We start from the raw sequence: 25,687 nt of genomic DNA, 5'->3' as shown, positions 1-25,687 counted from the left end.
CCACCCTCACGGTGGCCTAGCCTTCTCCTACGATCGGACAACCGGCAGCGCCAGGGGAGGTGAACAGGGATGGGCGACGAAGACAAGGGCGTCAATGAACGTTCTGAGCAGTTGGACGACGAAGAGCCCAGATCCGAAGAGGGCAGCAAATCGGACACCGAGAGTGACGAAGAGCCCCAGTTCGTCCCGACGCCGTACCCGCGAGATCCGCTGCTTCCCCAGTCGCCCGCCCCGGCCGAGGACGAAGACGAATCGGTCTCGGGTGTGCTCGCCGTACCCGAACGCCCGCTGCGCCGCGCCGGCCGGATCACCCGCCGGATCGCGCTCGGCCTCGTGTCGCTGCTCGCTCTGGGCACGACGGGCTACGCGTACGTCACCAAGGACCAGTTACAGGAAAACGTCCCCACGACCAATGCCCTGAGCAGGGCCGACGATCCCGCCGCACCACCCGCCGACGACGGCGCGAACGACATCCTCCTCGTCGGCAGCGACGCGCGGACCGACGCGCAGGGCAATCCGCTGCCGCGCAAGGTGCTCAGGGAACTGCGCACCGAGGAGAAGCCGGGCGTCAACACCGACACCGTCATCATCCTGCGCATCCCGAAGAACGGCGGGAAGCCGTCCGGGGTCTCGATCCCGCGCGACACCTGGACCGGCATCCCCGGCCGCGGTCCCGGCAAGATCAACTCGGCGTACGGCATCGCGAAGGCCGACTACGCGAACGCGCACCGCGGTGAAGGCGATCAGGCCAAACTCGAACGCGATTCCGATCAGGAAGGCCGCAAGGCGCTGGTCCAGACGGTTCAGGACCTGACGCAGATCCGCATCGACCACTACGCCGAGGTCAACCTGCTCGGGTTCTACCTGCTGACCGAGGCGCTGGGCGGGGTCAAGGTCTGCCTGAACCACTCCACCGAGGACAAGGACTCCGGCGCGAACTTCCGGCGCGGCGAGCAGACCGTGTCGGGCGGCGAGGCGCTTTCGTTCGTGCGGCAGCGGAAGAACCTGCCCCGCGGCGACCTCGATCGCATCGTGCGGCAGCAGACGTTCCTGTCCTCGGCGCTCAACCAGGTGCTCTCGGCGGGCACGCTGACCAGCCCGTCGACGATGGCGGGCCTGATGGACGTGGTGCGCCGGTCGATCGTCCTGGACGAGGGACTGGACCTGCTGGAGTTCGCGCAGCAGGCGAAGGGGATCGCCTCCGGTGACCTGACGTTCACGACCATCCCGGTGGTGAACATCAACGGCCGCAGCGCGGACGGCCAGAGCATCGTCGAGATCGACCCCGCCGCCGTGCGGACCTTCGTGTCCGGGCTGGTGGGCCGGGGCGGTGGCGGCGGCGCCCCCGGTGCTGCTCCGCTGCTCGCCGCGTCGAGTGTTCCCTGCGTGAACTAGCGTTGAGGGTGTGAGCCTCACCGAACTGCTGCTGCGACCCCTGCTCGGGTCGCCCGCGAAACCGCTGATCACGCACTACGACGACAAGCAGGGCAGCCGGGTCGAGCTGTCCGTGGCGACCACGGTGAACTGGGCCGCCAAGACGGCGAACTGGCTGGTCGACGAGTTCGACGTCGAACCGGGAGACGAGGTCGCCGTCGTGCTGCCGTCGCATTGGCAGACCGCCGGTGTCCTGCTGGGCGCTTGGTGGTGCGGCGCCAGGGTGGTGACGGAGACCGCGGGCGCGCGGGTGGCGTTCGTCGCGCCCGGCGGCGTTTCCGACGCGGCCGGGACGGCCGTCGTCTCGCTGCACCCGATGGGTCTCGGACTGCCCGCCGGTTCCGTACCCGACGGGGCGATGGACTACCTGACCGAAGCCAGGCTTTCGGGTGACCAGTTCAGCCCGCTGTTCCCCGTGCCGGGCGGCACTCCCGCGCTGGGTTCGTCCACTGTGGACGAAGTTATCGCCGAAGCCCGCTCCCGCGCTTCTTCGGCGGGCCTGTCCGCGGATGACCGCGTTCTGTCCACTGTGGAATGGAGCGGCTCCGACGGCATCCTCGCGGGCTTTCTGACGCCGCTGGCCGCCGGCGCGCATCTGGTCCAGGTCACCGACGCGGATCCGGCCAAACTCGCTTCCCGGCGCGAAGCAGAGCGGACTACCGCGGATCTTCTCTCCTGAAGTGCCATGAAGGGACCTTTCCTTGCAAAATTTGCAAGGAAAGGTCCCTTCATAGCGACCGGGGTCAGGCGTCCTGGAGCTGCTTCACCTCACGCTTGCGCCCGAAGAGCACATGGTCGAGCGACAGCTTGCCGGCGTTGAAGCCGAGCGCGAGCCCGGTGACCGCCAGGACGAGGACGAATTCATAACCACCCTGACCAGTGAGACCGTTGTCGAGGTGCACCGAGAGCAGGGCACCGACGGAAACCACGACGAAGCCGAGGCCCACCAGCGGCGTCAGGAAACCGACGATGAACAAGATCCCACCCACGATCTCCACCGCGATCGCGAAGATCGCCGCGAGCGTCGGCAGCGGAATTCCGGTCTGCTCGAAGAACTTCGCGGTGCCGTCGATCCCCTTTTCCCATTTCTGCAGGCCGTGTGCGAGGAAGACCACACCGACACCGATCCGGCCGAGCAGGAGGGCGACATCCTTGAAACGAGCGAACATCGGGCATCAGCTTTCTGGTCGGTGAATATTCAACTTACCCAGGTCACGGTAGGGCACCGGGCGGCTCCGATGGCACCTCCGGAGCGTGATCGACAGGTACCCGACAGGAAGCAGACCCGGTCGGCGGCATGTCCTCTGTGGAAGTCGCGGACGGTATCCCCCCGTACGGCAGGTCTCCTCCGTGACGGACGAACGGCTGGTGGGACGAGCTCCTGCATCCGGGCAGCGTCGAGCCCGTCGACCTGGTTTCGATGGCTCTACCGGGCGAGCTGGAGCACCGAGTTCGCGGTGTCCCGCGGCACGACGTCGAGTACGACGAAAGGTGATCGAGATCGAGCCCGCCGATCCGGCTCCCACCGGCTGACCGAACACCTGACGGGCTCGCGGATCGAGGAACCGGAAGCGCTCAGCGATCCGTTTGCCGGTGCTCCGCGGCCAGGCCCGGCCAGCCCCCGCTGACGGCCAGCACCTCGAGCACCCGATCGGCCTGCTCGGCGAATCCGGCCAGATCGGCGTGCAGCAACGCTATGCGCTCGGCATCGAGCGGGACCTCGTCGTCGGCCCACAGCTCGATCACCGTGCTCACGGTCCATACGAGGAACTGAATGATCCGGATGAATTCCTCCGACGGCTCGTCGACGGCCTCGCGGTATCCCGTCTCGATGTCGTCGCACGCCGCGACCAGCTCTCTCAGCGGCCTGACGACGTCGGCCGCCGTCCCGTCCCACGCGGCCGACGGCCACCTGCGGTCCCCGAGTTCGAGCCACAACCGCCAGCCGGCGATCAGCTCGGCCTCGTCGTGCGGTGTCCACGACACCGGAGCGAACCAGAACATCCTCCGAGAGTGACACCGTGCGGCCATGATCGCCGTACTTCCGTGAAGCATCTCACCGAGGGACGCACCACTATCCGGCTCCACGATTCGACACCCAAACCTGACCGGGAGCACAAGTAAGACTCCCGCGTAACCGAGTCCACACGCCAGTTTGAAACGAAAGGACGGTGACACCTCGGTATCAGATTGGTCATTCCAGTAACCATCGACACCCATCGGTCGACTACGAAGCATTCAACGGAGATCCGAAACCGGGAGGCAACCAGGATCTCTACTACAGAAAAAAGGGAAGCAGAATGACGGATATAACTGACGAGTTCGTCTTCGGTGTCGACCTCGACGGCGTCTGTGCTGATTTTTATGGGAAGTTTCGCGAGATCGTCGCGGACTGGCGCGGGACTTGCAAGCACGACCTGACCGAGGACGTGAGCTACGGCCTGCCAGAATGGCACCTCCTGCCGGGCGAATACGAACGAATTCATCGATTCGCCGTTACTCAACGCGATCTGTTTCTTACCATGCAGCCGATCAGTGGCGCAGCTCAGGCAATACGCCGACTGGGAACCGAAGGCGTACGTATTCGTATCATCACGCACAGGTTGTTCATCCGGAGTTTTCACAAGAACGCCGTGGTTCAAACGGTCAAGTGGCTAGACGCACATGCGATCCCTTACTGGGACCTCTGCTTCATGCGAGATAAGGCTCTGGTCGATGCGGATATTTACATCGAAGACAACGAGACCAATATTCGAAACCTTCAAGAGACCGGCAAACCCGTCATCGCTTACACGAATTCGACAAACAGAAGAATGGCTCCGGCACCACTTCTCCGAGCCGATTCTTGGGACGAAGCCGAGGATCTCGTAAGAGAGCGGTACTACTATTGGCGCCGCGCCAAGCACTTGCCCCTTCCTGAAGCTCCTGGACACTTACCGCCAAATTAAAGCAACCACGGCGCCGACGACAGTCTGGCCAACTGATCCACGTCTCGTCCCCCACTTATGAAAACGTGTGAAGGCCCCCTTCCTTGCGTTAGGCGCAAGGAAGGGGGCCTTCATGTACTTGAGACGTCAGCCCTTGAGCAGGGCGCGCGCCATGACCATGCGCTGGATCTGGTTGGTGCCTTCGTAGATCTGGGTGATCTCTCGGCCTGTTTCTGGCTTCCTGGCGATCTTGCCTGAAAATGGCCTCTGAGCTGCTCAAACGTCTCTCGACAGTTCTCGGTGGATCTTGGCCCTACCTGACGTCTGACGGCCTGTAGACGGCCTGGCTCACGTCGGGGCTTCGGCATGACTGCCGCCGATCACAGGTCCGGCAGGGACTCACAGGTGCCGATCGCGCACCACGCATGCGAGATCCCCCATGTCGCTGCTTTACCCTCGCCGGTTCGGCTTTCGCCCCGGGCGCCCCGTGCGCCTGTTGAAGGGGACCGCCCGAAGTATGGCGCACCGCTGGCTAGCCTTCGACTGGTTAACCGGTACCCGACCTGCCCGTGCCTATTCTCCCCGCTTCCCTCGCCCCCGCCATCTCTAGCGCCGGGTCGATCGCGTCAAGGCACGCTTTCCCGCCTTGACGCGATCGGGCCGGTGTTAGACGCTGAGAAGCGAGGGACCCCCTGGTGACCACTGCGCGTCGGCTGGGTGAGCCGGGAGTTTGAGGCGAAGTGACTCCTTGGATCTCCGTCGTCGGCGGCGCGCTGCGCGGTGCTGCTCGTCGGCGGGCTCGCCGCGACCGGCGGCCGGAGCGGAGCGGCAGGCCGTCCGTGTCGCTTGGGCGGAGCCCGCCGTACGAGTGGTGACGTGCGCGCCGCCGACGGCGGCGCCTTGATCCCCTAGAGCCAAGTTCGTCAACGCTTTCTACGTTACCGGTATACCGATATGAACTCGGTCAACTTCTTCTCGCGTTGAACAGCCCGACCATTTAGCATCACTAACCGGGAGCAAGTCTGAGACAACTTGACCAGGGCGATCATAGAAAGAACGAAGAATAAACTCGGTAAAGAAGTATGGCGTCATCGGACCCGTTGCCGCAATTCTGCATTCCTTAAACTGGCCCAACGTAAGATGAGAAACAGGGTGCCGAAGGCTGCTTGAAACACCTTCCCGCGAGTCGTAGTCAAAGCGAATAGGAACTAGAACCTCTCTATGTGCAACAACGTCCAAGTATAGGTCATCTTCGTAGTACAAATCAGCTGCTTCATGAAAATGAAGCAGACTAGGAGATGGAAGGTACGCGTGCCGAGATTTCTCAAGTTCGCCCCCCTTAAGCTCATAAGACATCTGCAGCAAAGCCCCATCAAGCATCCGAAGATTATACTGACGACCGAGCGCCTGAGCCTCGTAGACCTTGCGATATGGCACGTCCCTTAGCATGCCAGCATAGTCGGCCCCTCGCACATACTCGACATATTCCCTCTTTTCCGGCCCATCTAAAACCGTCGGAAAATTAGCATCATCCGCAAGGCTCTTTTCGATCAAGAATGCCGAAATTGCTTTAATATCTTTAATGAGAGATTTGGCCGATGGACTACTGCTTGCCATGTCTATCCAAAATGCTCTGAAGCCTGTTGACAACACGGTCGTCAAGGTCTTCGAGGTAAACGCGTCCAGTTTCGAGATCCTCTACCAGCTGAGGCAATGCGGTACGCTGTCGACGAACGGCATTAAGTTCTTCCTCAGACATATCCCTGTGGACAACCTGTAGCTGCGCCCGCTCCCGATCAGTCGGGTACCTAAATCGAAGCTCAAAATTCGCGGCTTTTACCTCGTCGTACTCGGCCCTCAATGCATCCATAGGCGATCCAATACCCAAAACGCGGACCCACGCTTTGCTACGCGTTATCGCGGTGAAAAGCATATTTCTCGTGCGAGCCATAGTGCCAGGGCTTTCATAACACTCATCGGCGTCAATAATATAAACCATTCCAGCTTCATTACCCTTCGCACGGAAGATTCCAGTGCAGGTAATGCTCTCAGCATCTGATCGAAAGAAGGTATCTGCACCTACGTCCACCCCAGCGAGATGAGTTGCGATTCCCCGCTGAAACAGCGCCTTTCGCACATGACCGAGGTTAGAACGTGCCGTGCGGGGGTTTGGATTGATAATGACAATGTCGTCCGCCCGCAGCTCATCAGATTCGAGGTTTTTCTCGATCTCGCCAGCGACCCACTGCGCCTGCTCTCCCTGATTGGTGAACGATTGGAAGTGAATTAGGTCGTCTACCGGCGAGTGATCTTCGAGGAAGCCGGGACTGGTATCCGCTGGCCGCGTCAACACGACATGCTCTCCCGGCTCCGTCTGCCCTGACTTAACCCGATACCCGATGTCATTCCACAACTCAGGTTGATCAAAGATCTGGACGAGTCCCGTCGAATCAGAGTTGGGCGGTTGCCGATAAATCCCAAATCCAAGAGAATGCGCGCTAGTCAGCACAGGGCGCGAGTTCCTGTAGCACTTCTCAAGTATGACATCCTGAGAAGAGTTATCGAACGACACTCGAGGCGTCCCAGTGGAATCCACGCCAAATATGTCAGCGGCCGACGGGAGCCCCGCACTAGAAAGGTTCTGCAACTCATCATACGCATAGACAAGCCGCTTTTGAGCAGTGAGGATTTTGTAGCACAGATTCAGGAATTCAGGAGGGAAGTCTTGCGCTTCATCTACAAGAATTGCATCGTAGGTTACATTTGGTTCAGTAGCCTCCGCGAGCGCCTCTCGGCAAGCGCCCTGGAAAGCTTGATCGCGTCCATACTTTGAGTTAGCGCTCATAAAGTCATAGTATGTCGTCTCATTACTGACGCAGAACTCATGGTAGATACCCTCGCGACGACCGCCTCCCGGCGCCCCCCACGCGTGGATAATTTTTAGTCTGTCCCAATCAGGCTCTTCGCCAGCCTGCTCAATTGAAAAATTGTTAATCAATCTACTAAATTGAGACCTTAACGAGCGAGTTTGGAACGTGACCGCGATTTTCCAATCAGGATGCTGTGCATGCAGATAGGCGGCCTTGAGCGCAAGTACGATTGTTTTTCCTGAGCCCGCGAGACCGCGGATCCGCTGAACGCCTTTAACTGTTTCAATTACAGCTTTACTCTGCTGATTGTCAAGCGTTGCAATTGATTCCTCAAGTCGCTTCAGTCGCGCACCTCGCGACTTCTCGTCAGACACAACTCGACTTGCGCGCGACTTCCGGATAGTGGAAATACTTTGCAACGCGGAGAGAGTTTGAGCGTAAGTGATTGAGTCAAGATGCCCGCCTGGAATTTCAGCGAGAAGGGCTTCCAAGCTGTCCACATTAGCTATCCGATACTCTTCGGAATTGCTTTCCTCGATACCTCTTGAAGAGACCGCAGGCGCAAAGGTCACCGGCGTGACGATAACCTTGAGTTTTCTCCGATTCACGAGATCACGATGCTGCATCAAGCGCGACTCCAACTTTGTCGCAGCATCATCTTGCCGACTCTCAAAGCCGGATAGATTGTTCCCCTCAACAAGGTCAAAAACCACCACACCGCGCGTAGGTGACACATAAACGGCATCGATGGGCAACTTACCGTCAGCGGTACCGATAATTGGATAACCTATAAAGAGTTGGCCGTCGAGACTCTGCGAGCTCTCGAAGATGCCCGCCAAGCTGTCACTAGCCGCTGGTTTATCATTCGTACCGCGAACTATTGTAGGTTGAGTGGTCACCAGTAACTCTCCGACAGCTGGACAGAGTGGACCAGTAAGAGTTTAGACCAAAATCCCCTAGTTGCCTCAAGACTGTCCGTAAAGCTGTTGGGTGAATCGGAGCCGGGGCGCATCTTGTGGTCCGTCATGCGAAAACAGCCGGTCGTGTCCATGTCAGGATGGGCCCCACACGAGTTCGCTGTGGCCAAGCGCCACGCACCCGTAGGTCGAGCCCAGACCCAGCTAACCAAAGTGTGGCAGCAGATATCCCTGTTAACCTGGGGGTATGCGTGGTGCGGGTGATCAGCTCAGCATCGGGGAGCGTATTGCCTTCTACCGGCGGCGGCGTGGTCTGTCGCAGGCGGTTCTTGCTGACCTGGTGGGCCGTACCGAGGACTGGCTGAGCAAGATCGAGCGCGGTGAACGCGAGATCCGGCGCTTGGACGTGCTGGCCGACGTCGCGCGGGGCCTGCGGGTGACGCTGGGAGACCTCCTCGGCGAACCGGTGCTGATGGAGGACGAGGACAAGAACGACGACGTCCCGGCCATCCGAGATGCGCTCATGGCTCCCCGGCGGCTGTCCCGCACCCTGTTCTCCTCTGCCATGTCGCCCGAATACATCGACCCGGCCCCGGTAGCTCAACTGGTGGAAGGTGCCTGGTCCAGCTATCAGAAGGGCGACCTCGGCCGCGTCGTCGCCGCGCTGCCGGGCCTGATCAAGACCAGCCAGGGCATGGAGTCCGCCTCAGCCGATGACGCTGCCTACCGACGGGCCTGTGCAGCGGTGTCCGCGCGCGTCCACCACCTGGCCGCAACGACGCTGAGCAAGATCGGTGAAGCCGACCTCGCGTGGATCGCGGCGGAACGCGCCATGCAGGCAGCCGACGAAGCCGATGATCCCCTGGTCCTGGCCTCCGCTGCCCGCTCCGGTACACACGCGCTCCTGGCCGTCGGCCGGTTCGACGACGCGCTTGAGCTGGGCGACGTCGCCGCGAAGTGGCTGGTCCCGAGGATGCGCGCTGGTGACCCGTCAGCGCTGAGCCTCTACGGGATGCTCTACCTGCGGACGGCTGTCGCCGCTGCTCGGCAACAGGACCGGTCGACGGCGAACGAGCTGCTGTCTCACGCGGGGCGCGCGGCTGATCAGCTCGGCGTGGATGCGAATCACTGGCAAACGGGCTTCGGCCCGGCCAACGTCGAGCTGCACCGCCTGTCGGCGGCGCTGGATCTGGGCGACATTTCGCAGGTGATCGAGTCGGCTCCGCGAATCAGCGTCGACCACCTGCCGGTAGAGCGGCAGGTCACCCATCTGATCGACTTCGCACGGGCCTTGAGCCTGGTCGCGAAGGATGACGAGGCATTGTCTGCGCTGCTGACGGCTGAGCAGAAGGCGCCGGGGATCGTCTGGCACAGTACGGCGGTGCGGGAGGTCGTGCGGTCGATGTATCGCCGTGCCCCGGCGACGGCTGGTAAGAAGTTCTCGCCTTTGTTGGCGTTGGCTGAGCGCTGCGGCGCGGTGAGGTAGGTCGGGTGGCGTCGCGTGTTCTGGGCCTGGTGGGCTCGGGTGCTGGTGGTGTTGAGGACCTTCTTCCGCGCGTGATCCGTCCTCTCCAAGAGGACGGCTGGACGGTCGCGGTGACCTTGACCCCGACGGCGGGACGCTGGCTGGACGAGAACGGCGGCCGCGCCGAGATCGAGGAGGCCACCGGATTCCCGGTCCGGGTCGAGCCCCGCACGCCGGCCGAAACCAGCCCCCATCCGGCCCCGGACTGCTACCTGGTCGCGCCCGCCTCGGCGAACATGGTCGCTAAGCTCGCGATGGGCATCGCCGACAACCAAGCCCTCACGCAGGTCAACGAGGCCATCGGCACGCTCAACCTGCCGGTCGTCGTTTTCCCGCGCGTGAACGCCGCGCACGCTCGTCACCCGTCCTGGGGAACCCATATCGACGCGTTGCGGCGTGCTGGTGTGCGTCTCGTGTACGGGGACGACGTGTGGCCGCTGCATGAACCGCGGAGCGCTCCGGGCCGAGAGTTGCCCTGGTCGGCGGTGCTTTCCGTGGTGAACGAGGCCGTTCCTCTCCCTCGCTAGTCCCTACCCGGACAGTTTGTCCGGGGTGAGGCTGCTCACTGGGTGTCTCCTGTGTCCAGCGCGCCCGACCGGGCTCGCCGAGACCGAGACATCGGGAGAGCACACATGGGCATTCACGTGGTGATTCAGCCCCTCGTCGGCTACGGCGCGGCGGTGGTTTCACCCTCTCCTGGCGTTCGTCAGCTCGTCGCCGGAAGTGAAGAGACCTCCTTCATCGTCCAGGTGCCCGCCCGTATCGGCGGCCTGATGGACACCGCACGGTTCGCGCAGAGTCTCGCGGCCGCTGCCAGCGAGTTCAGCGAGTGGTGCGAAACCCAGCACCGCACGCGCTCGCATTCCTCTTCCTTCCATGACCAGTGGTCCGACGCTGCCGACGACGCCGTCACGCGCAAGAACGACTGATCACACGTATCTAGGAGCAGCAAATGGCTATCTACAAGGGTTTCCGGTTCCCCATCGATTTCGACGAGGCTTTCGGTCAGGGCTTGGTGATGGTCGGTGAGGTGTCGCCGGACAATGAGTACCAGTCGCGTGAGGACCGGTCGTCGGGTCGTCCGGCTCGGCAGCGGGTCGACGAGGTGACGGGCAAGCGCCAGTGGAAGGTGACGGTGACCGACCCGGACGAGGTCAAGGCGAAGCGGGCGTCGTTCGAGATCACGTTGCTGGCCGATGTTCAGCCGGTGCCGACCACGTCGGAAGTGCTGCCGGGCATGCGGCCGATCGAACTGGAAGGCCTGACGGCTGAGCCCAAGGTGGCTGGTCAAGGCGAGTTCAAGTACCAGTCCTACATGTTCCGCGCGACCGGCTTCAAGGCTGCGGCTTCGGGCGGGGCGTCGAAGTCGTCGCGGACCTCGGGCGCTGCCGAGTCAACGCCCAAGGCTGCGTGATGCCGGGCGGGGTGCCGGGGAGTCACCGTGTGGCCGTGGTTCCTCCGTACCTGGTCCAGGCGTGGGAGATGGCCTATCGCCACTACAGCGCGCTGACGGCCAGAGCGGCATCCGGCGCTGATGCTTTGGCGGCTCATGACCTGGCCGTCGCCTCGGTCGCGGTGGCGTCGTCCTGGCGGGACCTGGCCGCTCACGTCCAGTTGCCGTGGTGGGTTCTTGCGGCCGTGACGGCTGCGGCGGAAGGTTTCGAGGAGAACGCGCGGTCGTGGGAGATGCGCGCTTACAGCGAGGAAGGGCAAGGCCGTGGCGTTCAACGCGATGTGGAAGCCGGGGCCGCAGGCGGTCGCGGGAATGCAGGGCAATGGTTCGGCGAACCCGGCTCTGGTGATCTACCTCGACCCGGACAGCCTGGCGATCCTGCCGCCGTCCGACCCGGCCGCGTGGCCGGAATTCATCCGGCTCCTTCGCCAAATCCGCGACAGCGCGGACGAACTGGCCGTATTCCTCGACAAACACAAGGCGGTGCGCAATGACGACGCCCGGCCGGAATGAGCCGCAGACCCTCCAGGAGGCGCACGCGCTCGTCTCGGCTCGCAGGCCGAAGCGGGAGGCGAATCTGGAGACCTGGCTGAAGTTCCATCAGGCCAACGCCCGCGCGTATCAGGCGGCGTCCGATGTGGACCGCTGGCACCACCACGAACTCAAGTACTGGGTGGGCTACGAGGAGCGGAAGGCCAGGGAGGTGGCCGCGCAGATCCAGAAGGAGAAGTCGCAAGCCAGCTGAAAACTGAATGACAGAGCGAAAAACGCACGTGAGGACGTGCGGCGTACAAACACGTCCTCAAACGCTTTTCTTGTCCCGTAAGGCGCAGAAGCGGAATCCGGCTACCAACCTTGCCGCTCCTGCGCTGTCCACAACCTCTAGAAGTGAACAATGACAACGCTAAACGATGGCAACAACCGTCCGCTAGACGGGGTCACCCGAACGCGCTGCACGGTCTGCAAGCGGTTCGCGAAGCTCCTGCCCGGCGAGACCGAGTGTGCTCCCTGCCGGGGAATGCTGCCGCTGGATCTGACCGGCGGTGGTCGCCGATGAACGGGATCGGTGTTCTTCTCGTCTGCGGCGGGGTGCTGGGTGTGGTGGTGTGGCTGCTGCACAAGCTCGGTCGCGCGCTCGCCACGATCCTGGAAGTCCTGGCGGCGGCCGCACTGGTGTTCATCACCCTCGTGGCTGTTCAAATCGTTGCTGTGGCTGGCAAAGCAGGTCATCACGCGCTGGCGAACCAGTCTTACCGTGGTGGCGTTCATGGCGTGGTGGCAGTACCTCGGGTGGCTGTCCCTGGCGATCGTGACAGCCTCGGTCGTCACCGTGCTGGCGTCATGGCGGCTGATCGACGTGGTGTCCTATGACCAGCACTGCGGCCGGCTCCTGCGCTCGTGGTGGATGCGCTGGGCGGTCTACGCGCGCAAGCTCCCGGCCTGGCTGCACGCCTGCGGGCTGAGCATCCGGGACGAGACGCTACCGGTAGAAGTAACGGTAAACCTGGTCGGCCGTCGACGTTTGCTGTCCCGCAAGGCCGCCTCGGCATCACGGGCCGTACAGGTGCCGAAGGTGCTCAAGGTCCGGTCCGGGCCGTCGTGGGATGAGGTGCGAGTGCAGCTCGTTCCGGGGCAGAAGCCCGAGGACTTCGACGAGGCCGCGCGGGCGCTGGCGGTGGCGCGCAAGGTCAAGCGGTGCCAGGTGCGGGAACTGGAGCCCAACGTGGTCTCCATCGACTTCCAGCGCCGTGACCTACTCAAATCCGCGGTGACCTCCCTGCCGATTCCTGACCTGGTGTCACCCGATGGGCTCGGCGTGGATCTGCGGCATGTGTGGTCCGGGACCACGGAGTACGGCTCGGACTGGCGGGTCCCGCTGGTCGGCTCGGGTGCGCACTGCCTGACCGCTGGCGCGACCGGATCGGGCAAGAACTCGGTCATGTGGTGCCCGCTGGTGTCGGCCGCACCCGCGATCCGGTCCGGTGTGGTCCGGGTGTCCGGCATCGATCCCAAGGGGATGGAACTCGCCTACGGACGCAGGATCTTCGCCCGGTACGCGGTGACCGGTAAGCAGGCGCTCGAACTTCTCGACGGCCTGCTTGAGGAGATGGAAGCCCGCAAGCACGAGTTCGCCGGACGCGTGCGGATGATCCCGATCAGCGTCGATCATCCGCTAGAGGTTCTGGAGTTCGACGAGATCGGCGCGCTGACCAAGTACACCGACCGCAAGACCCGTGACGCGATCGTGGAAAAGGTCGCGCTCCTCACCACGCAGGGCCGGGCCTTGGGGATCACGGTGCGCGGCTATGTGCAGGAACCCACGAAGGACACCGTTCCTGTTCGGGAGTTGTTCCCGCGCCGTGTCTGTCTGCGGGTGACCTCGAAGACCCACGTCGGGATGGTCCTCGGTGACGGCGCTTACGAACGTGGCGCCTGGGCGAACCGGATCGGCGATTCCGAAGCCGGTGTCGGCTACGTCTGGGGCGAAGGCGTCCGTGAACCCCTGCGCGTCCGGGCCGGTTGGGTCGCCGACGAGGAGATCAAGGCGCTGGAGAACTACGTGACCAACTGTGGCTCTCACGTGGTTGGACTCTCCGAGGGGAGGGCGGCATGAACCGGCTGATGGTCTTCCTCGACGCGATCCGCGATCACCTCGACTCATTCGCGTTGCCTCCGACCGCGTCGGTTCGGGTCGGGGTGGGTCCTGATCCGATCACGGTGCAACTCGACTCCGACCGCCTGGAGGACGTCGCCCGTGGCCTCCTCACCTGGGCTGCCTCGCTCGACGACGTGACGGCGTCCCTGTGGCGTCCTGCGGGCGGCGGGTCGGTGCACCTGGAACTGAGCGGCCGGACTCCCTGCGGCATCCCAGTGGTCGTCTACGGCGGCGTCTGGTTCGACGAAGCAACGTTCCCCGATCTGCCTGCGGGGATGCGGCAGGACATGCCGGTGTTCGTGCTGCGGCAGTGGAACACGCCTGGGGAGGTGGCCGCCTGATGAGCACCCAGGAATCCGCGGTGACTATGCCGGCCGAAACTCGGGCCGCTCGGATGCGGGAACCCCTGGCGTCGGACGTGGTGAAGGCGACCGCTGAGAAGCACGGTGTTTGTGTTCGGCCGTTCACGATGGAGGTCGGGGATACCGCCACGGGAGAACTTCGGTACGTCCCCGTCCCGTGTGGCTCAACGGTCGAATCGGTCTGCCTGCCCTGTGCCCGGAAAGCGAAGGCGCTACGACAGGTCCAGTGCCGCGAGGGCTGGCACATGGAGATCGAACCGGACTTCACTCCGGAGCCACCCTCCGAGACCCAAACGGAGCTGCTGGCGTTTCGGGCTGACCTCGTCGCCGCCTACCGGCAAGAGCCAGATCAGGCGGAGGCCGAGGAGCTGCGGGAGGAGATCCAGAGCGTCGACGACGAACTTCGGCAACTCGGGATGCGCGGCCGCCTCCCCTCGATCGACCTGCCCACGAAGAAGGCGGTGAAGCGCTCGACCAAGAGGCGGCAGGACGCGCCGAACCTCCCTCGACGGAAGGTCGCCAAGACCACCGTGGGCCGGGAGTACGCGGGGCGGTTCCGGCCGTCGATGTTCGTCACGCTCACCTGCGACACCTACGGGCCGGTTCGGTCGGATGGCGCTCCGGTTGATCCGGCGTCCTATGACTATCGGCGGGCGGCTCGGGACGCGGTGCACTTCTCCGCTCTGGTGGACAGGTGGTGGCAGAACCTGCGGCGGGTGGTCGGCTGGGACGCGCAGTACTTCGCGACCGTGGAACCTCAACGGCGGGCGGCACCGCACCTGCACGCGGCGATTCGGGGATCGGTGCCGCATGACGTCATCCGCCAAGTCACCGAAGCGACCTATCACCAGGTCTGGTGGCCCAAGCATGACCAGGTCGTCTACGTCGACCGGATGCCGCTGTGGGACGGCGACCGCCGGGTGTTCGTCGACCCGGACACCCGCGCACCTCTGACCGACTGGGACGACGCGATAGAAGCCGTGGAAGACCCGGCGCACGTGGTCACCTTCGGCCGTCAGGTGCATTCCAAGGGCGTTCTCGGCGGCTCCGAAGAGGCCGGGCGGCACATCGGCTACCTGACCAAGTACCTCACCAAATCCACGGGCGAGGTCGTCGAAGCCGACACCGCGCGGCAGAAGGATCACCACGACCGCTTGCACGCGGAACTGTCCGTGACACCCTGCTCGCCTCGGTGCGCCGTGTGGCTGATCTACGGCATCAACCCCAAGGGCGCCAACGGAAAGGTCACCCCAGGGCACTGCAAGGGAAGGGCTCATCGGCGGACCACGCTCGGCTTGCCGGGGCGGCGGGTGCTGGTGTCACGCAAATGGTCCGGGAAGACGCTCGTCGACCACAAGGCGGACCGCAAAGCCTTCGTCCTGGAGGCTCTGGCGGCGGTCGGGATCGAGAAGCCAGCACCCGATCCGGCACGGCTGGTCTGGCGCAAGGTCGACTCCGGCGATCCGTCCGTGCCACCTCGGGACCACCTGGTGATGCACGCGATCTCCGAACGCATCACATGGAAGGCCGAGTACGACAGAGCGCTACTAGCCGCACAGGATCTTTCGGCAACTCCACTAGCAGCCTGAGGGGGACGACATGGACAACGTGAGCAAGGTGGACCGGCTCTGGTCGGTCGAAGACGTCTCGGCCTACCTCGGCGTACCGGTCAAGACGCTTTACCAGTGGAAGTGGCTCGGTGAAGGCCCGCCAGTCCGCAAGATCGGCCGTCACCTCCGATATGACCCGACCAAGGTCCGTGCCTGGAGCACAGACGAGGCGGCAGCCTGATGGGACACATTCAAGATCGCTGGTACCGCCCCGCCCGTGACGAGGAGACCGGAAAGGTCATCCTCAACGGGCGGGGCAAGCCCGTGCTCGAAAAGACCGAGCTGTACGGCATCGGCATGCGGTACAAGGTCCGATACCTCGACCCCGACAACGAAGAACGCTCGAAGTCGTTCCCGGACAAGCAAAAGAAGCGCGCCGAGAACTTTCTCATCGGCGTGGAGGCAGACAAGCGCGAAGACAAGTACATCGATCCGCGGGCGTCATCGAAGGTCTTCCGTAAGCAGGGCGAGAACTGGCTCAAGGCCACCTCACCCGACCCGGCCACCCGCGAGATCCTGCGTAGCCGCTTGGAAAGCCAGATCTACCCGACCTTCGGGCATCTGAAGTTCGGCCAGATCAAGCCGTCCACCATCCGTGACTGGGTGGGCGACATGGACGAACGGGGACTGTCCACGGACTATCAGGTTGTCTTGTTCACCATCGTGGCCGGTGTACTGGACTCAGCGGTGGACGACAGGCTGATTCGGGAGAACCCCTGTCATGCCAAGACGGTTCGACGACCTGTCGGTGAAAGCCCGCCGGTGGTCGTGTGGCCGGAAGAACGGGTGCACAAGGTGCGGAAGGGGCTCGCCGAACGGTTCCGAATCGCCGTCCCGTTGGGCTCTGGGCTGGGCCTGCGGCAAGGGGAAATCCTCGGGTACTCCCCGGACGATATCGACCGAGACGCGATGGTCGTCCACATTCAACGGCAGATCAAGACCGTCAAGGGTGTGATGATGTTCGCGCCACCCAAGGGCGGGAAGTCGCGGACTGTGCCGCTCTCCCCCGCCATGCTCGCCGAGATCGACGACCACGAGGACCGGTTCCCGCCCGTCGCGGTCACGCTTCCGTGGCGGAAGCCAGACGGCGAACCTGTGACGGTCCGGCTCCTGATGACGGGAGAAGAGGGGCGGCTCTACACCGGAGACCTGTTCACCAAGGTTGTGTGGCAGGGCGCGTTCAGGGCGGCTGAGATCGCCTACCGTGGCCGAGCGGACGGCATGCACGCGCTGCGGCACTTCTTCGCCTCGACGCTGCTGTCTCGCGCCGTGTCGATCAAGGAACTCGCCGAGTACCTCGGCCACTCCGATGCGGGATTCACCCTGCGGACGTACACGCACCTCGTCCCGTCGAGCCACGAGCGGGCTCGGCAGGCCATCGACGCGGTGTTCGGGCGGCCTGGCTCCCATGACGGCCTGGAGGCGGCCTGATCATGAGCAGTCAGGGCCGCCCGAACTACCGGATCAAGATCAAATCAGCCCTTGAGCAGGGCGCGTGCCATGACCATGCGCTGGATCTGGTTGGTGCCTTCGTAGATCTGGGTGATCTTCGCGTCGCGCATCATGCGTTCCACCGGGAAGTCGCGCGTGTAACCCGCGCCGCCGAAGAGCTGCACGGCGTCCGTCGTCACCGACATCGCGATGTCCGACGCGTACGCCTTCGCGGCCGCGGCCAGGTAACCGCCGCGCTTGTCGCCGCGTTCGGTCGCCGCGGCGGAGGCGTAGACGAGGTTCCGGGCGGCTTCGATCTTGATGCCCATGTCGGCCAGCATGAACTGGACGCCCTGGAACTCCGAGATCGACTTGCCGAACTGCTTGCGCTCCTTGACGTACGCGATGGCCGCGTCGAGCGCGCCCTGCGCGATGCCCAGCGCCTGCGCGCCGATGGTGGGGCGGGTGTGGTCGAGGGTGCGCAGCGCGGTCTTCAGGCCGGTGCCGGGCTCGCCGATGATGCGGTCGGCCGGGATGGTGCAGTTCTCGAAATGGATCTCGCGGGTCGGCGAGCCCTTGATGCCGAGTTTCCGCTCCTTCGAGCCGACGATGAAGCCGGGGTCGTCCTTGTGCACGACGAACGCGGAGATGCCGTTGGCCTTCTTTTCGGCGTTGGGGTCGGTCACCGCCATCACGGTGTACCAGGACGATTCACCCGCGTTGGTGATCCAGCACTTGGTTCCGTTGAGCACCCAGTGGTCGCCGTCGAGCTTCGCGCGGGTGCGCATCGACGCGGTGTCCGAGCCGGCTTCGCGCTCCGAGAGCGCGTACGACGCCGACGCCTCACCGGAGGCGATCGAGGGCAGCACGAGCTTCTTGAGATCCTCCGACGCCGAAAGGATGATCGGCACGGTGCCCAGCTTGTTCACCGCCGGGATCAGCGACGCCGACGCGTCGACACGCGCGACCTCTTCGATCACGATGCAGGCGGCGATGGCGTCCGCACCCTGCCCGTCGTAGGCCTCGTCGATGTGGACGGCGTTGAAACCCGCCTTGACCAGGGCTTTGTACGCCTCGATCGGGTAACGCTCGTCCTCGTCGACCTCGGCCGCGAACGGCTCGATTTCCTTCTCCGCCAAGGCACGGACCGCGGCCCGCAGCTCTTCGTGCTCCTCGGCAAGCTGGTAAAGACCCGGGCCGTCAGACACCTTCGTCACCTCTTCTAACGAGTATGGGGGTTCGACCGATGTTAGCGCTCGTTCACATTCTGCGACATCGCGAGCGCTTGTGTCTTTGACCGCACAGTCCGTACGTTCGAGTGATGCAGCTCACGCCGTTCCCCCGGTCGCTCGATTATCCCGAGGTCCCGGTCGGGTCGGTGCTGGCCGGCGCGGCTGCTCGCTGGGGCTCGCGAACCGCCTTCGCGCATGGCGACCAGAGCCTCACCTTCACCGAGACGTACAGCGCGGCCTGCCGGTTTGCGAACGCCCTGCGCGCGGAGGGCATCGGACGGGGTGACGTCGTGGCCCTCCACCTGCCGAACTGCCTGGCGTACCCGATCGCGTACTACGGCACGCTGCTCGCGGGTGCCGCTTTCAGCCCGGCGAACCCCCTGCTGCCACCCGAGGACCTCGCCTTCCAGCTGGCCGACGCCGGAGCGGTCGCCGCCGTGACCGTCGGCCCGGTCGCGCGCGTGCTCGCCGCGGTCCGTGCCCGGACAGCGGTCCGGCTGAGCGTCGTCGTTCACCCGCCCGAGGAAGTGAGCGAGAACGAAGTCGAGTTCACGCGGTTCTACGCCGGTCACTCCGACGAGCGGCCGGACGTCGAGATCGACCTCTATTGCGACCTCGCCCATCTGGCGTACACCGGCGGCACCACCGGCCGGTCGAAGGGAGTCCGTCTGCCGCATCGGAACGTCGTGGTCAACAGCCTCCAGAGCTCCTGCTGGCGGCTGGGCGCGATTCCCACCCTCGACGACTCGGGGGAAGTGATCATCGACCAGCTCGGCGGCCCGGAGGAATGGCCGTCCCGGATCGGCACCGGGATCGCCCTCAACCTGACGCCGTGGTTCCACGCCATGGGCACCATCGCCGCACTCAACGTCCCGTTGCTCGACGGTGGCACCGTCGTCCTGCACGACCGCTTCGACCCGGCCGCGTACGTGGCCGACGCCGAACTGCTGCGGGTCACCACCATCGGCGGGGCGCCCGCGCTGTTCGCCGCCTTGCTCGCCTGCCCCGATTTTCACACGGCCGACCTGTCTTCGGTACTGACCATCGGTTCCGGTGCGGCGCCGATGCACCACGAGATGATCCGGGCGCTGCGGAAGCGCTTCCCCGGCGTGATCATCACCGAGGGCTACGGCCTCACCGAAGTCAGCATGGGTGCCGTCATCGCGCCGTCGTATCGCTCCGCCACCCGGAAGGCCGGCTCGGTCGGCCTTCCGCTCCCCGACACCGAGCTCAAGATCGTCCCGGCCGAGGGCGGCGAAGATCCCTTGCCCGCCGGGGAAAACGGCGAGGTGTGCCTGCGCGGTCCGCAGGTGATGACCGGCTATCACCACCGCGCCGAGGAGACCGCGGCCGCGCTCGTCGACGGCTGGCTGCACACCGGCGACATCGGCGTCCTCGACGAGGACGGCTATCTGTCCATTGTGGATCGCAAGAAGGACATGCTGCTGTACAAAGGATACAACGTCTTCCCGCGTGAACTCGAAGAGCTGCTGGTCACCCTGCCCGGCGTCTCCGCGGCCGCCGTCGTCGGCAAACCGGACACCGAGGTCGGCGAGCTGCCGGTCGCTTTCGTGGTGCGCAGCGACGAGAACGTCACCGCCGAGCAGCTCCTGGACGCTGTCGGCGCCCGCGTGCTGCCGTACCAGCGGCTGCGCGCGATCCACTTCGTCGATCGGATCCCGGTTTCGGCGGCCGGGAAGGTGCTCAAACGCGAGCTGCGGAAGCAACTCGCCGACTGACCCACCGCAATTAGTCACCTACTTGCGGTGGTTCGGCGTCGAACCACCGCGATCAGGTGCCGGGTTGCCCGATCTTCGAGCGCAGTGCGGCGTCCTTGTCGAGCACCAGCTGTTCCAGATCCGCCTGGAAGCGGGCCATCTTCGCCTGCAAGCCCTCGTCGGACGCGGCGAGGATGCGCACCGCGAGCAGCCCCGCGTTGCGTGCGCCGCCGACGGAGACCGTCGCGACCGGGACACCGGCGGGCATCTGGACGATCGAGAGCAGCGAATCCATGCCGTCGAGGTACTTCAGCGGCACCGGCACGCCGATCACCGGCAGCACCGTGGCCGACGCGACCATGCCCGGCAGGTGCGCGGCCCCGCCGGCGCCCGCGATGATCACGCGCACACCGCGCGAAGCGGCCGACGTCGCGTAGTCGAGCATCCGCTGCGGGGTGCGGTGCGCCGAGTAGACGCCGACCTCGTATTCGACGCCGAACTCGGCCAGCGCCTGCCCGGCCGCTTCCATCGTCGGCCAGTCCGAGTCGCTGCCCATGATCAGGCCCACCTGCGGCGCCATCTTCATACTCCTTGTCTTCACCAGTGAACCCGCGACCTCGTCCTCCGCGTCACGGGCGGCGACAAGGATCTCCTGCCACCGTGCGGGCGGGGGCGGTTCACGTTTCGGTCAGTTCTCCGGACACAACTCGGCTCCGCCGACAGGCGGCTAGTGAATTTCGTGGCCGTCGAGCCAGACGGCGTGGGAAAGCCAGTGCGCGGCGAGCAGCGCGCGGTCGCGCAGCTCCTCCATGCGTTCGCCGACGAGGTTGACGTGGCCGAGTTTGCGGCCGGGACGCTCACCCTTGCCGTACAGGTGGACACGGATGTCCGGGTACCGCGCGAACAGGTGGTGCAGCCGTTCGTCCGGGCCCATCTCGGGCGACTCGGGAGCGCCCAGGACGTTCGCCATCACGCAGGCCGGGGCGATCAGGTCGGTCACGCCGAGCGGGTAGTCGAGCACGGCACGCAGGTGCTGCTCGAACTGCGACGTCTTCGAGCCGTCCTGGGTCCAGTGCCCGGAGTTGTGCGGGCGCATGGCGAGTTCGTTGACCAGCAGGCCTTCGTCGGTCTCGAACAGCTCGACGGCGAGCAGACCGGTCACGTTCAGCGTCGCGGCGATCCGCAACGCCAGGTCCTGCGCCTCCTGCGTGCGCTGGAGGCTCAGCCCCGGCGCCGGCGCGAGCACTTCGGTGTTGATCCCGCCGGACTGCACGGTTTCCACCACCGGCCACGCCGCGCCCTGCCCGAACGGGGACCGGGCCACGAGCGCGGAGAGTTCGCGCCGCATGACGACCCTTTCCTCGACCAGCAGCGGGGTTCCGGCGTCGAGCAGTTCGGGGACGGTCTCGCGGGCGTGCTGCGCGGTGTCGAGCATCCAGACACCGCGGCCGTCGTACCCGCCCTGCGCCGCCTTGAGGACCACCGGCCAGGAGTGCTTGTCGCCGAAGGTGAGCACGTCGTCCACACCGGACACTTCGGCGAAGGCGGGGCCGGGGATCCCGAGTCCGGCCATCATCTCGCGCATGACGAGCTTGTTCTGCGCCATCGACAACGCGGCCGGATCGGGCCGGATGGTGACGCCTTCCATCGCGAGGGTGAGCAGGTGCTCGCCGGGAACGTGCTCGTGGTCGAAGGTCAGCACGTCGACCTCGGCGGCGAACGAGCGCAACGCTTCGAGGTCGGTGTGGTGCCCGTGCACGACCTCGCCCGCGACGAGGCCGGCGGATTCGTTCTCCCCGGCGGCCAGCACGCGCAGGGACTGGCCGAGGGAGATCGCCGCCTGGTGGGTCATCCTGGCCAGCTGTCCGCCGCCCACCATGCCCACGATCGGAAGACCGGTTCGTTTGTCCATAACAGTGTGCAGATTACTGGGCGGCCACGGCCACGACCTGGGCGGACCCGCGTCGCAGCTCCCGTACGGCCAGGCCTGTGATGACGATCGCAGCCGTGAGGACGTAGGCGTTGCCGAGCAGCGACCAGCCCATCCCCCAGCCGAACTCGGTGTCCCCGCCGTTGGGCACGAACATGATCACGCCACTGGCGAACAGCACCGCGATCCCCGCCGCCGGGATCCACGATCGGCGGACGACGAGCAGGACCAGCAGCGGCACCGTCCACACCCAGTGATGTGACCAGGACACCGGCGAGAGCAACAGCCCGTAGAACGCGGTCACCAGCACCGCGCCGACGGGATCGCCACGGCGGTGCAGGCGCACGACCAGCCAGACGGCGGGTACGGCGAGGACGGCGGCGATCGCGATGGCCGCCGTCAGCGACCAGGGCGCGAGTTCCGAGGCGCGGTTCACCAGTCCGTTGAGTGATTGGTTGAAGATCCAGTGCACGGAGCCGACCCGGCTGGGGTCGGTCGCCGACTCCGTCCAGAACCGGACGGCGTCCCCGGGGATCACCGCGAACATCACGGCTTCGAGCCCGACGAACGTGCCGAGCGCCCGCAGCGCGTCCTTCCAGCGGCCGGTGAACAGCAGATGCGGCACGAAGATCAGCGGCGTCAGCTTGATCGCGGCCGAGACGCCGATCAGCACCCCGGCCCAGCGCGAACCGCGGGCCGAGAGCACCAGGACGTCGAAGACGATCAACGCCATCAGGATGAGGTTGATCTGCCCGAGGAACAGCGTCTTCCAGACCGGCTCCAAGGCCAGCGCGCCCGCCGTGGCCAGCGGCAGTACCCACCACCGGGTGAAAGGGGCACAGCAGGCGCGGGCGACCACGGAGAGCACGACGCTCAGGCAGACCAGGGAGAGCGCGCCGACGACGCCCCAGGTCAGGCCGGCGGGCACGATCGCGAGTGGCAGGAACAGCGGTGCGGCGGCCGGGGTGTAGGTGAACGGCAGCAGCACCCACGGCGGCAGCGTCGTCAGCGCCTCGCGGGTGTAGAGCGGTTCACCCTTCAGCAGGGTGAGGGCACCGGCGCGGTAGACGGCGCTGTCCGCGCCGAGGTGCCATTCCCCCAGCCAGGCGACGACGCCCAGCGCGAGCATCGCCAGTGCGAGCGCACCCGCCAGCGTGGCCCCGAGGACGCGGGGGTCAGACGCGGGCCGTGACTTCGGCATGCTTTTCGTCGTCGCTTCGCTTCCGCCGCAGATACCACCAGCGCCCGGCGAGCGCGAGCGCCAGCACGAGCGGCATGAAGATGTACGCGCTGCCCAGGATGTTCTGCCACACCTTCCAGTGCAGCTCCACATTCCGGCCGTTCGGCAGGATCAGCAGGACACAGCTGATGAAGACGAAGAACACCGCGAAGGTGCCGAGCCAGCGTTTCCACGCGGTGGCGGGCGTGGTCTTCGGCAGCCGCGAGACCAGCAGGACGACCAGCGGCGCCACCCACACCCAGTGATGCGTCCAGGAGATCGGCGAGATCAGCAGGATCCAGAACGCCGTCACGAGCATCGCCGCGAGCGCCTGGCCCTTGCGGTGGAAACGCAGCACCAGCCAGATCGCCGGGATCGCGAGCAGCGCGCCGATCCCCATCGCCGCTTTCGACGCCCAGGGCGCGAGCTCGGTGAAGCGGTTCATCAACGCGTTCAGCGACTGGTTGCCCGCCCAGTGCACCGGGCCGATGCGGCCGGTGTCGGGCAGCGTGTAGGTCCAGTACCGGGCCGCGTCGTGCGGGATGATCAGGAACATCAGGCCCTGCATCACGACGAAGGTGATGAGCCCGCGAAGGGCGTCCATCCGGCGGCCGGTGATGAAGAGATGGCCCAGGAACACGATCGGGGTGAGCTTGACCGCGGCCGCGACGCCGACGAGCACGCCGCCCCAGCGGCTGCCCCTCGCCCCGATGACGAGGATGTCGAGCATCACCAGCGCCATCAGGATGATGTTGATCTGGCCGAGGAAGATCGTGCGCCACACCGGCTCGAGGCCGAGGAAGACCAGGAAGAACGCGAGCGTCGAGCGGGCGGGCGAGGCCCACCAGCGCGGGCCGTCGGTCGAGGGTTTCGGCAGCGCGCCGATGGCGATGCGGACGCACAGCGCCAGCGCGAGCAGCGAGACCGCGGTCAGGAGCCCCCAGGCGACCTGAGTCGGGACCAGCGCGAGCGGAATGAACAGCAGCGCGGCGGTCGGCGGGTAGGTGAACGGCAACAACGCCCACCACGGCTCCACCGGAAGCGTGTTCGCGTCGTACAGCGGATCGCCGTTCAACAACGTCTCGGCGCCGGCGCGGTAGACCGCGCTGTCCACGCCCAGCACCCATTCGTGCTGCCAGCCCCAGATCCCGAAGCCCATCGCGACCAGCGGGATCACCGACAGGATGAGGATCGATCTCGGCCGGACGGACAAGCGGGCGAGCGACTTCCGCAGTGAGAGACGATGCTGCGGGCGGCTCGCCGAAACGTCGCCGTCGGCGTCGGCGGAAGCAGTCCGGGTCACGCAAACAGGAAATCATGAACCGGGTCGCGCTACCTCGACTGGGTCGGCCGTGACCTGGAGAACGTCTCACGCTACCCCGCGTCAGGAACGGGCGAGGCCACCGAGCAGATCGCACGCCAGATCGTAGGTCGCCGGAAGCCGGACGGCCGAGATCCGCGGGCGGCCGACGTCCCGCAGCTGAGCGTCCACCGAAAGCCGCTCGTGGAGCGCCCTTCGCAGCGCGACGCCGGACGAAGCGAGCCGCAGGTCCTTCGGAACGAGCACGCCCGCGACGGACGGGCCGATCGAAGCGACGCTCTCCCCGCCGTCGAACACCTGCTTCAAGGCGTCCGCGACCAGGATCATCCCGGTCAGCCGGGGCCAGCCCGCCACCGAGCTGAAGTCCATCGAGACCACGAGCAGCGTGTGCGCCTCCGCGACCGGCCGCTCGTCACGTCGGGCCTGGCGGTACAGCTCACCCAACCGGGTCCTCAGGTACGCGGCCGTGGGCAGCCCGGTGAGCGGTTCGGTGACCTCGGTGTTGACGAGCTGGTCGGTCGCGACGTCCGCCCACGCCAGCGCCGTCACCCGCAGTAACCGGGAGGGCGTGGCGTCGGCATCCGGTGCGAGGAAGCTGTCGACCGCGTCCGGATCGGCGAGCACGGCGTGCAACGCCGCGAGGTCCGCGAGCGTTTCGGCCAATCCGGCACCCGCGGCGGCCCGTGCCCGGCCCAGTCCCGCGATCGCGGTTTCCGCCACCTCGGTGAGTTCGACCCGGCCGTTCTCGAGCACTGCCGCGCAGACCGCGTCGACCTCGGGAAGGCCCCAGTCACTGGGGAAACGCCAGCCGGCGGCCAAGCTGGCCGTGCGCCAGCGAGCCCGCAGTGCGCGGAGCGTGCGATCTCGTTCGAACCGGTTCCAGGCGGTTCGCCCGTCGAATCCCCCGGACGGCGCACCGGTGACCGGGACGTCCACAGCCCACCGCCCCTTTCCGTTCCGATCTTTTCGATCTTGCGATCGCTTCACGGTGAGGACGCCGGTCCACGCCGGGCGTGACGGCGTTTTTCAAGGATCTTTCCGAACTCTCCATCCATGCCCGCTGCCGCCGCCCTCGACGGACG

At 65.3% G+C, this 25,687-nt stretch carries 24 protein-coding genes and 1 pseudogene; 15 read left to right on the top strand and 10 right to left on the bottom strand.

Annotated elements, in window-relative coordinates; genetic code table 11:
• Positions 1 to 69: 69 nt before the first annotated feature.
• Together P3102_RS04650 and P3102_RS04645 are read left to right on the top strand one after the other, a co-directional pair.
• Entirely contained in the window at positions 70 to 1,395 is a 1,326-nt protein-coding gene (locus tag P3102_RS04650) for an LCP family protein (protein WP_276366801.1), read from the top strand.
• A gap of 10 nt (positions 1,396 to 1,405) precedes the next feature.
• Positions 1,406 to 2,113, top strand: a complete 708-nt coding sequence (locus P3102_RS04645; RefSeq protein ID WP_276366799.1) for a TIGR03089 family protein — start codon at positions 1,406 to 1,408, stop codon at positions 2,111 to 2,113.
• Positions 2,114 to 2,177: 64 nt separating this feature from the next.
• Here the strand turns inward: P3102_RS04645 and P3102_RS04640 are convergent, their stop codons facing one another.
• Complete coding sequence (locus tag P3102_RS04640) at positions 2,178 to 2,603, bottom strand: DoxX family protein (RefSeq protein ID WP_276366798.1); 426 nt, start codon at positions 2,601 to 2,603, stop codon at positions 2,178 to 2,180.
• Positions 2,604 to 3,009: 406 nt separating this feature from the next.
• Positions 3,010 to 3,438, bottom strand: coding sequence for a hypothetical protein (locus tag P3102_RS04635; protein ID WP_276366796.1), 429 nt, complete (start codon positions 3,436 to 3,438; stop codon positions 3,010 to 3,012).
• Between the two features lie 167 nt (positions 3,439 to 3,605).
• Between P3102_RS04635 and P3102_RS04630 the strand changes: the two genes are divergently transcribed.
• Positions 3,606 to 4,382 (top strand): hypothetical protein, encoded by a 777-nt coding sequence (locus tag P3102_RS04630; protein ID WP_276366795.1) that lies wholly within the window; start codon positions 3,606 to 3,608, stop codon positions 4,380 to 4,382.
• A 912-nt stretch (positions 4,383 to 5,294) separates the two neighbouring features.
• Here the strand turns inward: P3102_RS04630 and P3102_RS04625 are convergent.
• Positions 5,295 to 5,978: a DUF2290 domain-containing protein gene (locus P3102_RS04625; RefSeq protein WP_276366794.1), complete on the bottom strand. Its 684-nt coding sequence runs from the start codon at positions 5,976 to 5,978 to the stop codon at positions 5,295 to 5,297.
• Positions 5,965 to 8,130 (bottom strand): ATP-binding domain-containing protein, encoded by a 2,166-nt coding sequence (locus P3102_RS04620; protein WP_276366792.1) that lies wholly within the window; start codon positions 8,128 to 8,130, stop codon positions 5,965 to 5,967. The genes P3102_RS04625 and P3102_RS04620 overlap by 14 nt, the downstream gene beginning before the upstream one ends.
• Before the next feature lie 265 nt (positions 8,131 to 8,395).
• On the opposite strand from P3102_RS04620, the gene P3102_RS04615 reads away from it, so the two are divergent.
• From P3102_RS04615 to P3102_RS04565, 11 genes and pseudogenes are all read left to right on the top strand, one after another.
• Positions 8,396 to 9,634, top strand: a complete 1,239-nt coding sequence (locus P3102_RS04615) for a helix-turn-helix domain-containing protein (protein ID WP_276366791.1) — start codon at positions 8,396 to 8,398, stop codon at positions 9,632 to 9,634.
• Between the two features lie 5 nt (positions 9,635 to 9,639).
• Positions 9,640 to 10,200, top strand: coding sequence for a flavoprotein (locus P3102_RS04610; protein ID WP_276366789.1), 561 nt, complete (start codon positions 9,640 to 9,642; stop codon positions 10,198 to 10,200).
• A 105-nt stretch (positions 10,201 to 10,305) separates the two neighbouring features.
• On the top strand, positions 10,306 to 10,602 hold the full coding sequence (locus tag P3102_RS04605; protein ID WP_016331156.1) for a hypothetical protein: 297 nt from the start codon (positions 10,306 to 10,308) through the stop codon (positions 10,600 to 10,602).
• A 23-nt stretch (positions 10,603 to 10,625) separates the two neighbouring features.
• Positions 10,626 to 11,087, top strand: coding sequence for a hypothetical protein (locus tag P3102_RS04600; protein WP_276366787.1), 462 nt, complete (start codon positions 10,626 to 10,628; stop codon positions 11,085 to 11,087).
• A 303-nt stretch (positions 11,088 to 11,390) separates the two neighbouring features.
• Positions 11,391 to 11,639, top strand: a complete 249-nt coding sequence (locus tag P3102_RS04595; protein ID WP_276366786.1) for a hypothetical protein — start codon at positions 11,391 to 11,393, stop codon at positions 11,637 to 11,639.
• Positions 11,617 to 11,871 (top strand): AMED_5909 family protein, encoded by a 255-nt coding sequence (locus tag P3102_RS04590; protein ID WP_276366784.1) that lies wholly within the window; start codon positions 11,617 to 11,619, stop codon positions 11,869 to 11,871. The genes P3102_RS04595 and P3102_RS04590 overlap by 23 nt, the downstream gene beginning before the upstream one ends.
• Before the next feature lie 308 nt (positions 11,872 to 12,179).
• Positions 12,180 to 13,740, top strand: a pseudogene (locus P3102_RS04585) (FtsK/SpoIIIE domain-containing protein).
• Positions 13,737 to 14,123, top strand: a complete 387-nt coding sequence (locus tag P3102_RS04580) for a hypothetical protein (RefSeq protein WP_276366783.1) — start codon at positions 13,737 to 13,739, stop codon at positions 14,121 to 14,123. The pseudogene P3102_RS04585 and the gene P3102_RS04580 overlap by 4 nt, the downstream one beginning before the upstream one ends.
• Entirely contained in the window at positions 14,123 to 15,733 is a 1,611-nt protein-coding gene (locus P3102_RS04575; protein WP_276366781.1) for a replication initiator, read from the top strand. The genes P3102_RS04580 and P3102_RS04575 overlap by 1 nt, the downstream gene beginning before the upstream one ends.
• 10 nt (positions 15,734 to 15,743) lie before the next feature.
• The gene (locus P3102_RS04570) at positions 15,744 to 15,935 is read left to right on the top strand and encodes a helix-turn-helix domain-containing protein (RefSeq protein WP_044854561.1); all 192 of its coding nucleotides are present in this window, start codon (positions 15,744 to 15,746) and stop codon (positions 15,933 to 15,935) included.
• Complete coding sequence (locus tag P3102_RS04565; protein WP_276366778.1) at positions 15,935 to 17,185, top strand: site-specific integrase; 1,251 nt, start codon at positions 15,935 to 15,937, stop codon at positions 17,183 to 17,185. The genes P3102_RS04570 and P3102_RS04565 overlap by 1 nt, the downstream gene beginning before the upstream one ends.
• A 44-nt stretch (positions 17,186 to 17,229) precedes the next feature.
• Here the strand turns inward: P3102_RS04565 and P3102_RS04560 are convergent, their stop codons facing one another.
• Positions 17,230 to 18,402, bottom strand: a complete 1,173-nt coding sequence (locus P3102_RS04560; RefSeq protein ID WP_276366777.1) for an acyl-CoA dehydrogenase family protein — start codon at positions 18,400 to 18,402, stop codon at positions 17,230 to 17,232.
• A 104-nt stretch (positions 18,403 to 18,506) separates the two neighbouring features.
• Here P3102_RS04560 and P3102_RS04555 point away from each other — a divergent pair, with 104 nt between their 5' ends.
• The gene (locus P3102_RS04555) at positions 18,507 to 20,156 is read left to right on the top strand and encodes an AMP-binding protein (protein WP_276366775.1); all 1,650 of its coding nucleotides are present in this window, start codon (positions 18,507 to 18,509) and stop codon (positions 20,154 to 20,156) included.
• 52 nt (positions 20,157 to 20,208) lie between these two features.
• On the opposite strand, the gene purE is transcribed toward P3102_RS04555, so the two are convergent.
• The 5 genes from purE to P3102_RS04530 all read right to left on the bottom strand — a co-directional run bounded on the left by purE (position 20,209) and on the right by P3102_RS04530 (position 25,541).
• On the bottom strand, positions 20,209 to 20,715 hold the full coding sequence (gene purE / locus P3102_RS04550; protein WP_276366774.1) for a 5-(carboxyamino)imidazole ribonucleotide mutase: 507 nt from the start codon (positions 20,713 to 20,715) through the stop codon (positions 20,209 to 20,211).
• A gap of 147 nt (positions 20,716 to 20,862) precedes the next feature.
• The gene (locus tag P3102_RS04545; RefSeq protein WP_276366772.1) at positions 20,863 to 22,047 is read right to left on the bottom strand and encodes a 5-(carboxyamino)imidazole ribonucleotide synthase; all 1,185 of its coding nucleotides are present in this window, start codon (positions 22,045 to 22,047) and stop codon (positions 20,863 to 20,865) included.
• A gap of 13 nt (positions 22,048 to 22,060) precedes the next feature.
• Positions 22,061 to 23,266 carry a glycosyltransferase 87 family protein gene (locus P3102_RS04540; protein ID WP_276366770.1) on the bottom strand — a complete coding sequence of 402 codons (1,206 nt, stop codon included), beginning with the start codon at positions 23,264 to 23,266 and terminating at the stop codon, positions 22,061 to 22,063.
• Entirely contained in the window at positions 23,241 to 24,587 is a 1,347-nt protein-coding gene (locus P3102_RS04535) for a glycosyltransferase 87 family protein (protein WP_276366769.1), read from the bottom strand. Before P3102_RS04535 ends, P3102_RS04540 begins: the two co-directional genes overlap by 26 nt.
• 81 nt (positions 24,588 to 24,668) lie before the next feature.
• A complete protein-coding gene (locus P3102_RS04530) occupies positions 24,669 to 25,541 on the bottom strand; it encodes a GGDEF domain-containing protein (protein WP_276366767.1) in 873 nt (290 codons plus the stop codon).
• Positions 25,542 to 25,687: the final 146 nt, after the last annotated feature.

It is taken from the genome of Amycolatopsis sp. QT-25, from assembly GCF_029369745.1.
In the GTDB taxonomy this organism is placed as follows: Bacteria; Actinomycetota; Actinomycetes; order Mycobacteriales; family Pseudonocardiaceae; genus Amycolatopsis.
This window is presented reverse-complemented; position numbering and strand designations above follow the sequence as displayed.

Excerpts from the sequence above, each read along its gene's own strand:
- P3102_RS04650 (WP_276366801.1), top strand. The coding sequence starts at position 70 with ATGGGCGACGAAGACAAGGGCGTCAATGAACGTTCTGAGCAGTTGGAC.
- P3102_RS04640 (WP_276366798.1), bottom strand. The coding sequence starts at position 2,603 with ATGTTCGCTCGTTTCAAGGATGTCGCCCTCCTGCTCGGCCGGATCGGT.
- P3102_RS04635 (WP_276366796.1), bottom strand. The coding sequence starts at position 3,438 with ATGTTCTGGTTCGCTCCGGTGTCGTGGACACCGCACGACGAGGCCGAG.
- P3102_RS04625 (WP_276366794.1), bottom strand. The coding sequence starts at position 5,978 with ATGGCAAGCAGTAGTCCATCGGCCAAATCTCTCATTAAAGATATTAAA.
- P3102_RS04615 (WP_276366791.1), top strand. The coding sequence starts at position 8,396 with ATGCGTGGTGCGGGTGATCAGCTCAGCATCGGGGAGCGTATTGCCTTC.
- P3102_RS04605 (WP_016331156.1), top strand. The coding sequence starts at position 10,306 with ATGGGCATTCACGTGGTGATTCAGCCCCTCGTCGGCTACGGCGCGGCG.
- P3102_RS04600 (WP_276366787.1), top strand. The coding sequence starts at position 10,626 with ATGGCTATCTACAAGGGTTTCCGGTTCCCCATCGATTTCGACGAGGCT.
- P3102_RS04590 (WP_276366784.1), top strand. The coding sequence starts at position 11,617 with ATGACGACGCCCGGCCGGAATGAGCCGCAGACCCTCCAGGAGGCGCAC.
- P3102_RS04580 (WP_276366783.1), top strand. The coding sequence starts at position 13,737 with ATGAACCGGCTGATGGTCTTCCTCGACGCGATCCGCGATCACCTCGAC.
- P3102_RS04575 (WP_276366781.1), top strand. The coding sequence starts at position 14,123 with ATGAGCACCCAGGAATCCGCGGTGACTATGCCGGCCGAAACTCGGGCC.
- P3102_RS04570 (WP_044854561.1), top strand. The coding sequence starts at position 15,744 with ATGGACAACGTGAGCAAGGTGGACCGGCTCTGGTCGGTCGAAGACGTC.
- P3102_RS04565 (WP_276366778.1), top strand. The coding sequence starts at position 15,935 with ATGGGACACATTCAAGATCGCTGGTACCGCCCCGCCCGTGACGAGGAG.
- P3102_RS04555 (WP_276366775.1), top strand. The coding sequence starts at position 18,507 with ATGCAGCTCACGCCGTTCCCCCGGTCGCTCGATTATCCCGAGGTCCCG.
- purE (WP_276366774.1), bottom strand. The coding sequence starts at position 20,715 with ATGGCGCCGCAGGTGGGCCTGATCATGGGCAGCGACTCGGACTGGCCG.
- P3102_RS04545 (WP_276366772.1), bottom strand. The coding sequence starts at position 22,047 with ATGGACAAACGAACCGGTCTTCCGATCGTGGGCATGGTGGGCGGCGGA.
- P3102_RS04540 (WP_276366770.1), bottom strand. The coding sequence starts at position 23,266 with ATGCCGAAGTCACGGCCCGCGTCTGACCCCCGCGTCCTCGGGGCCACG.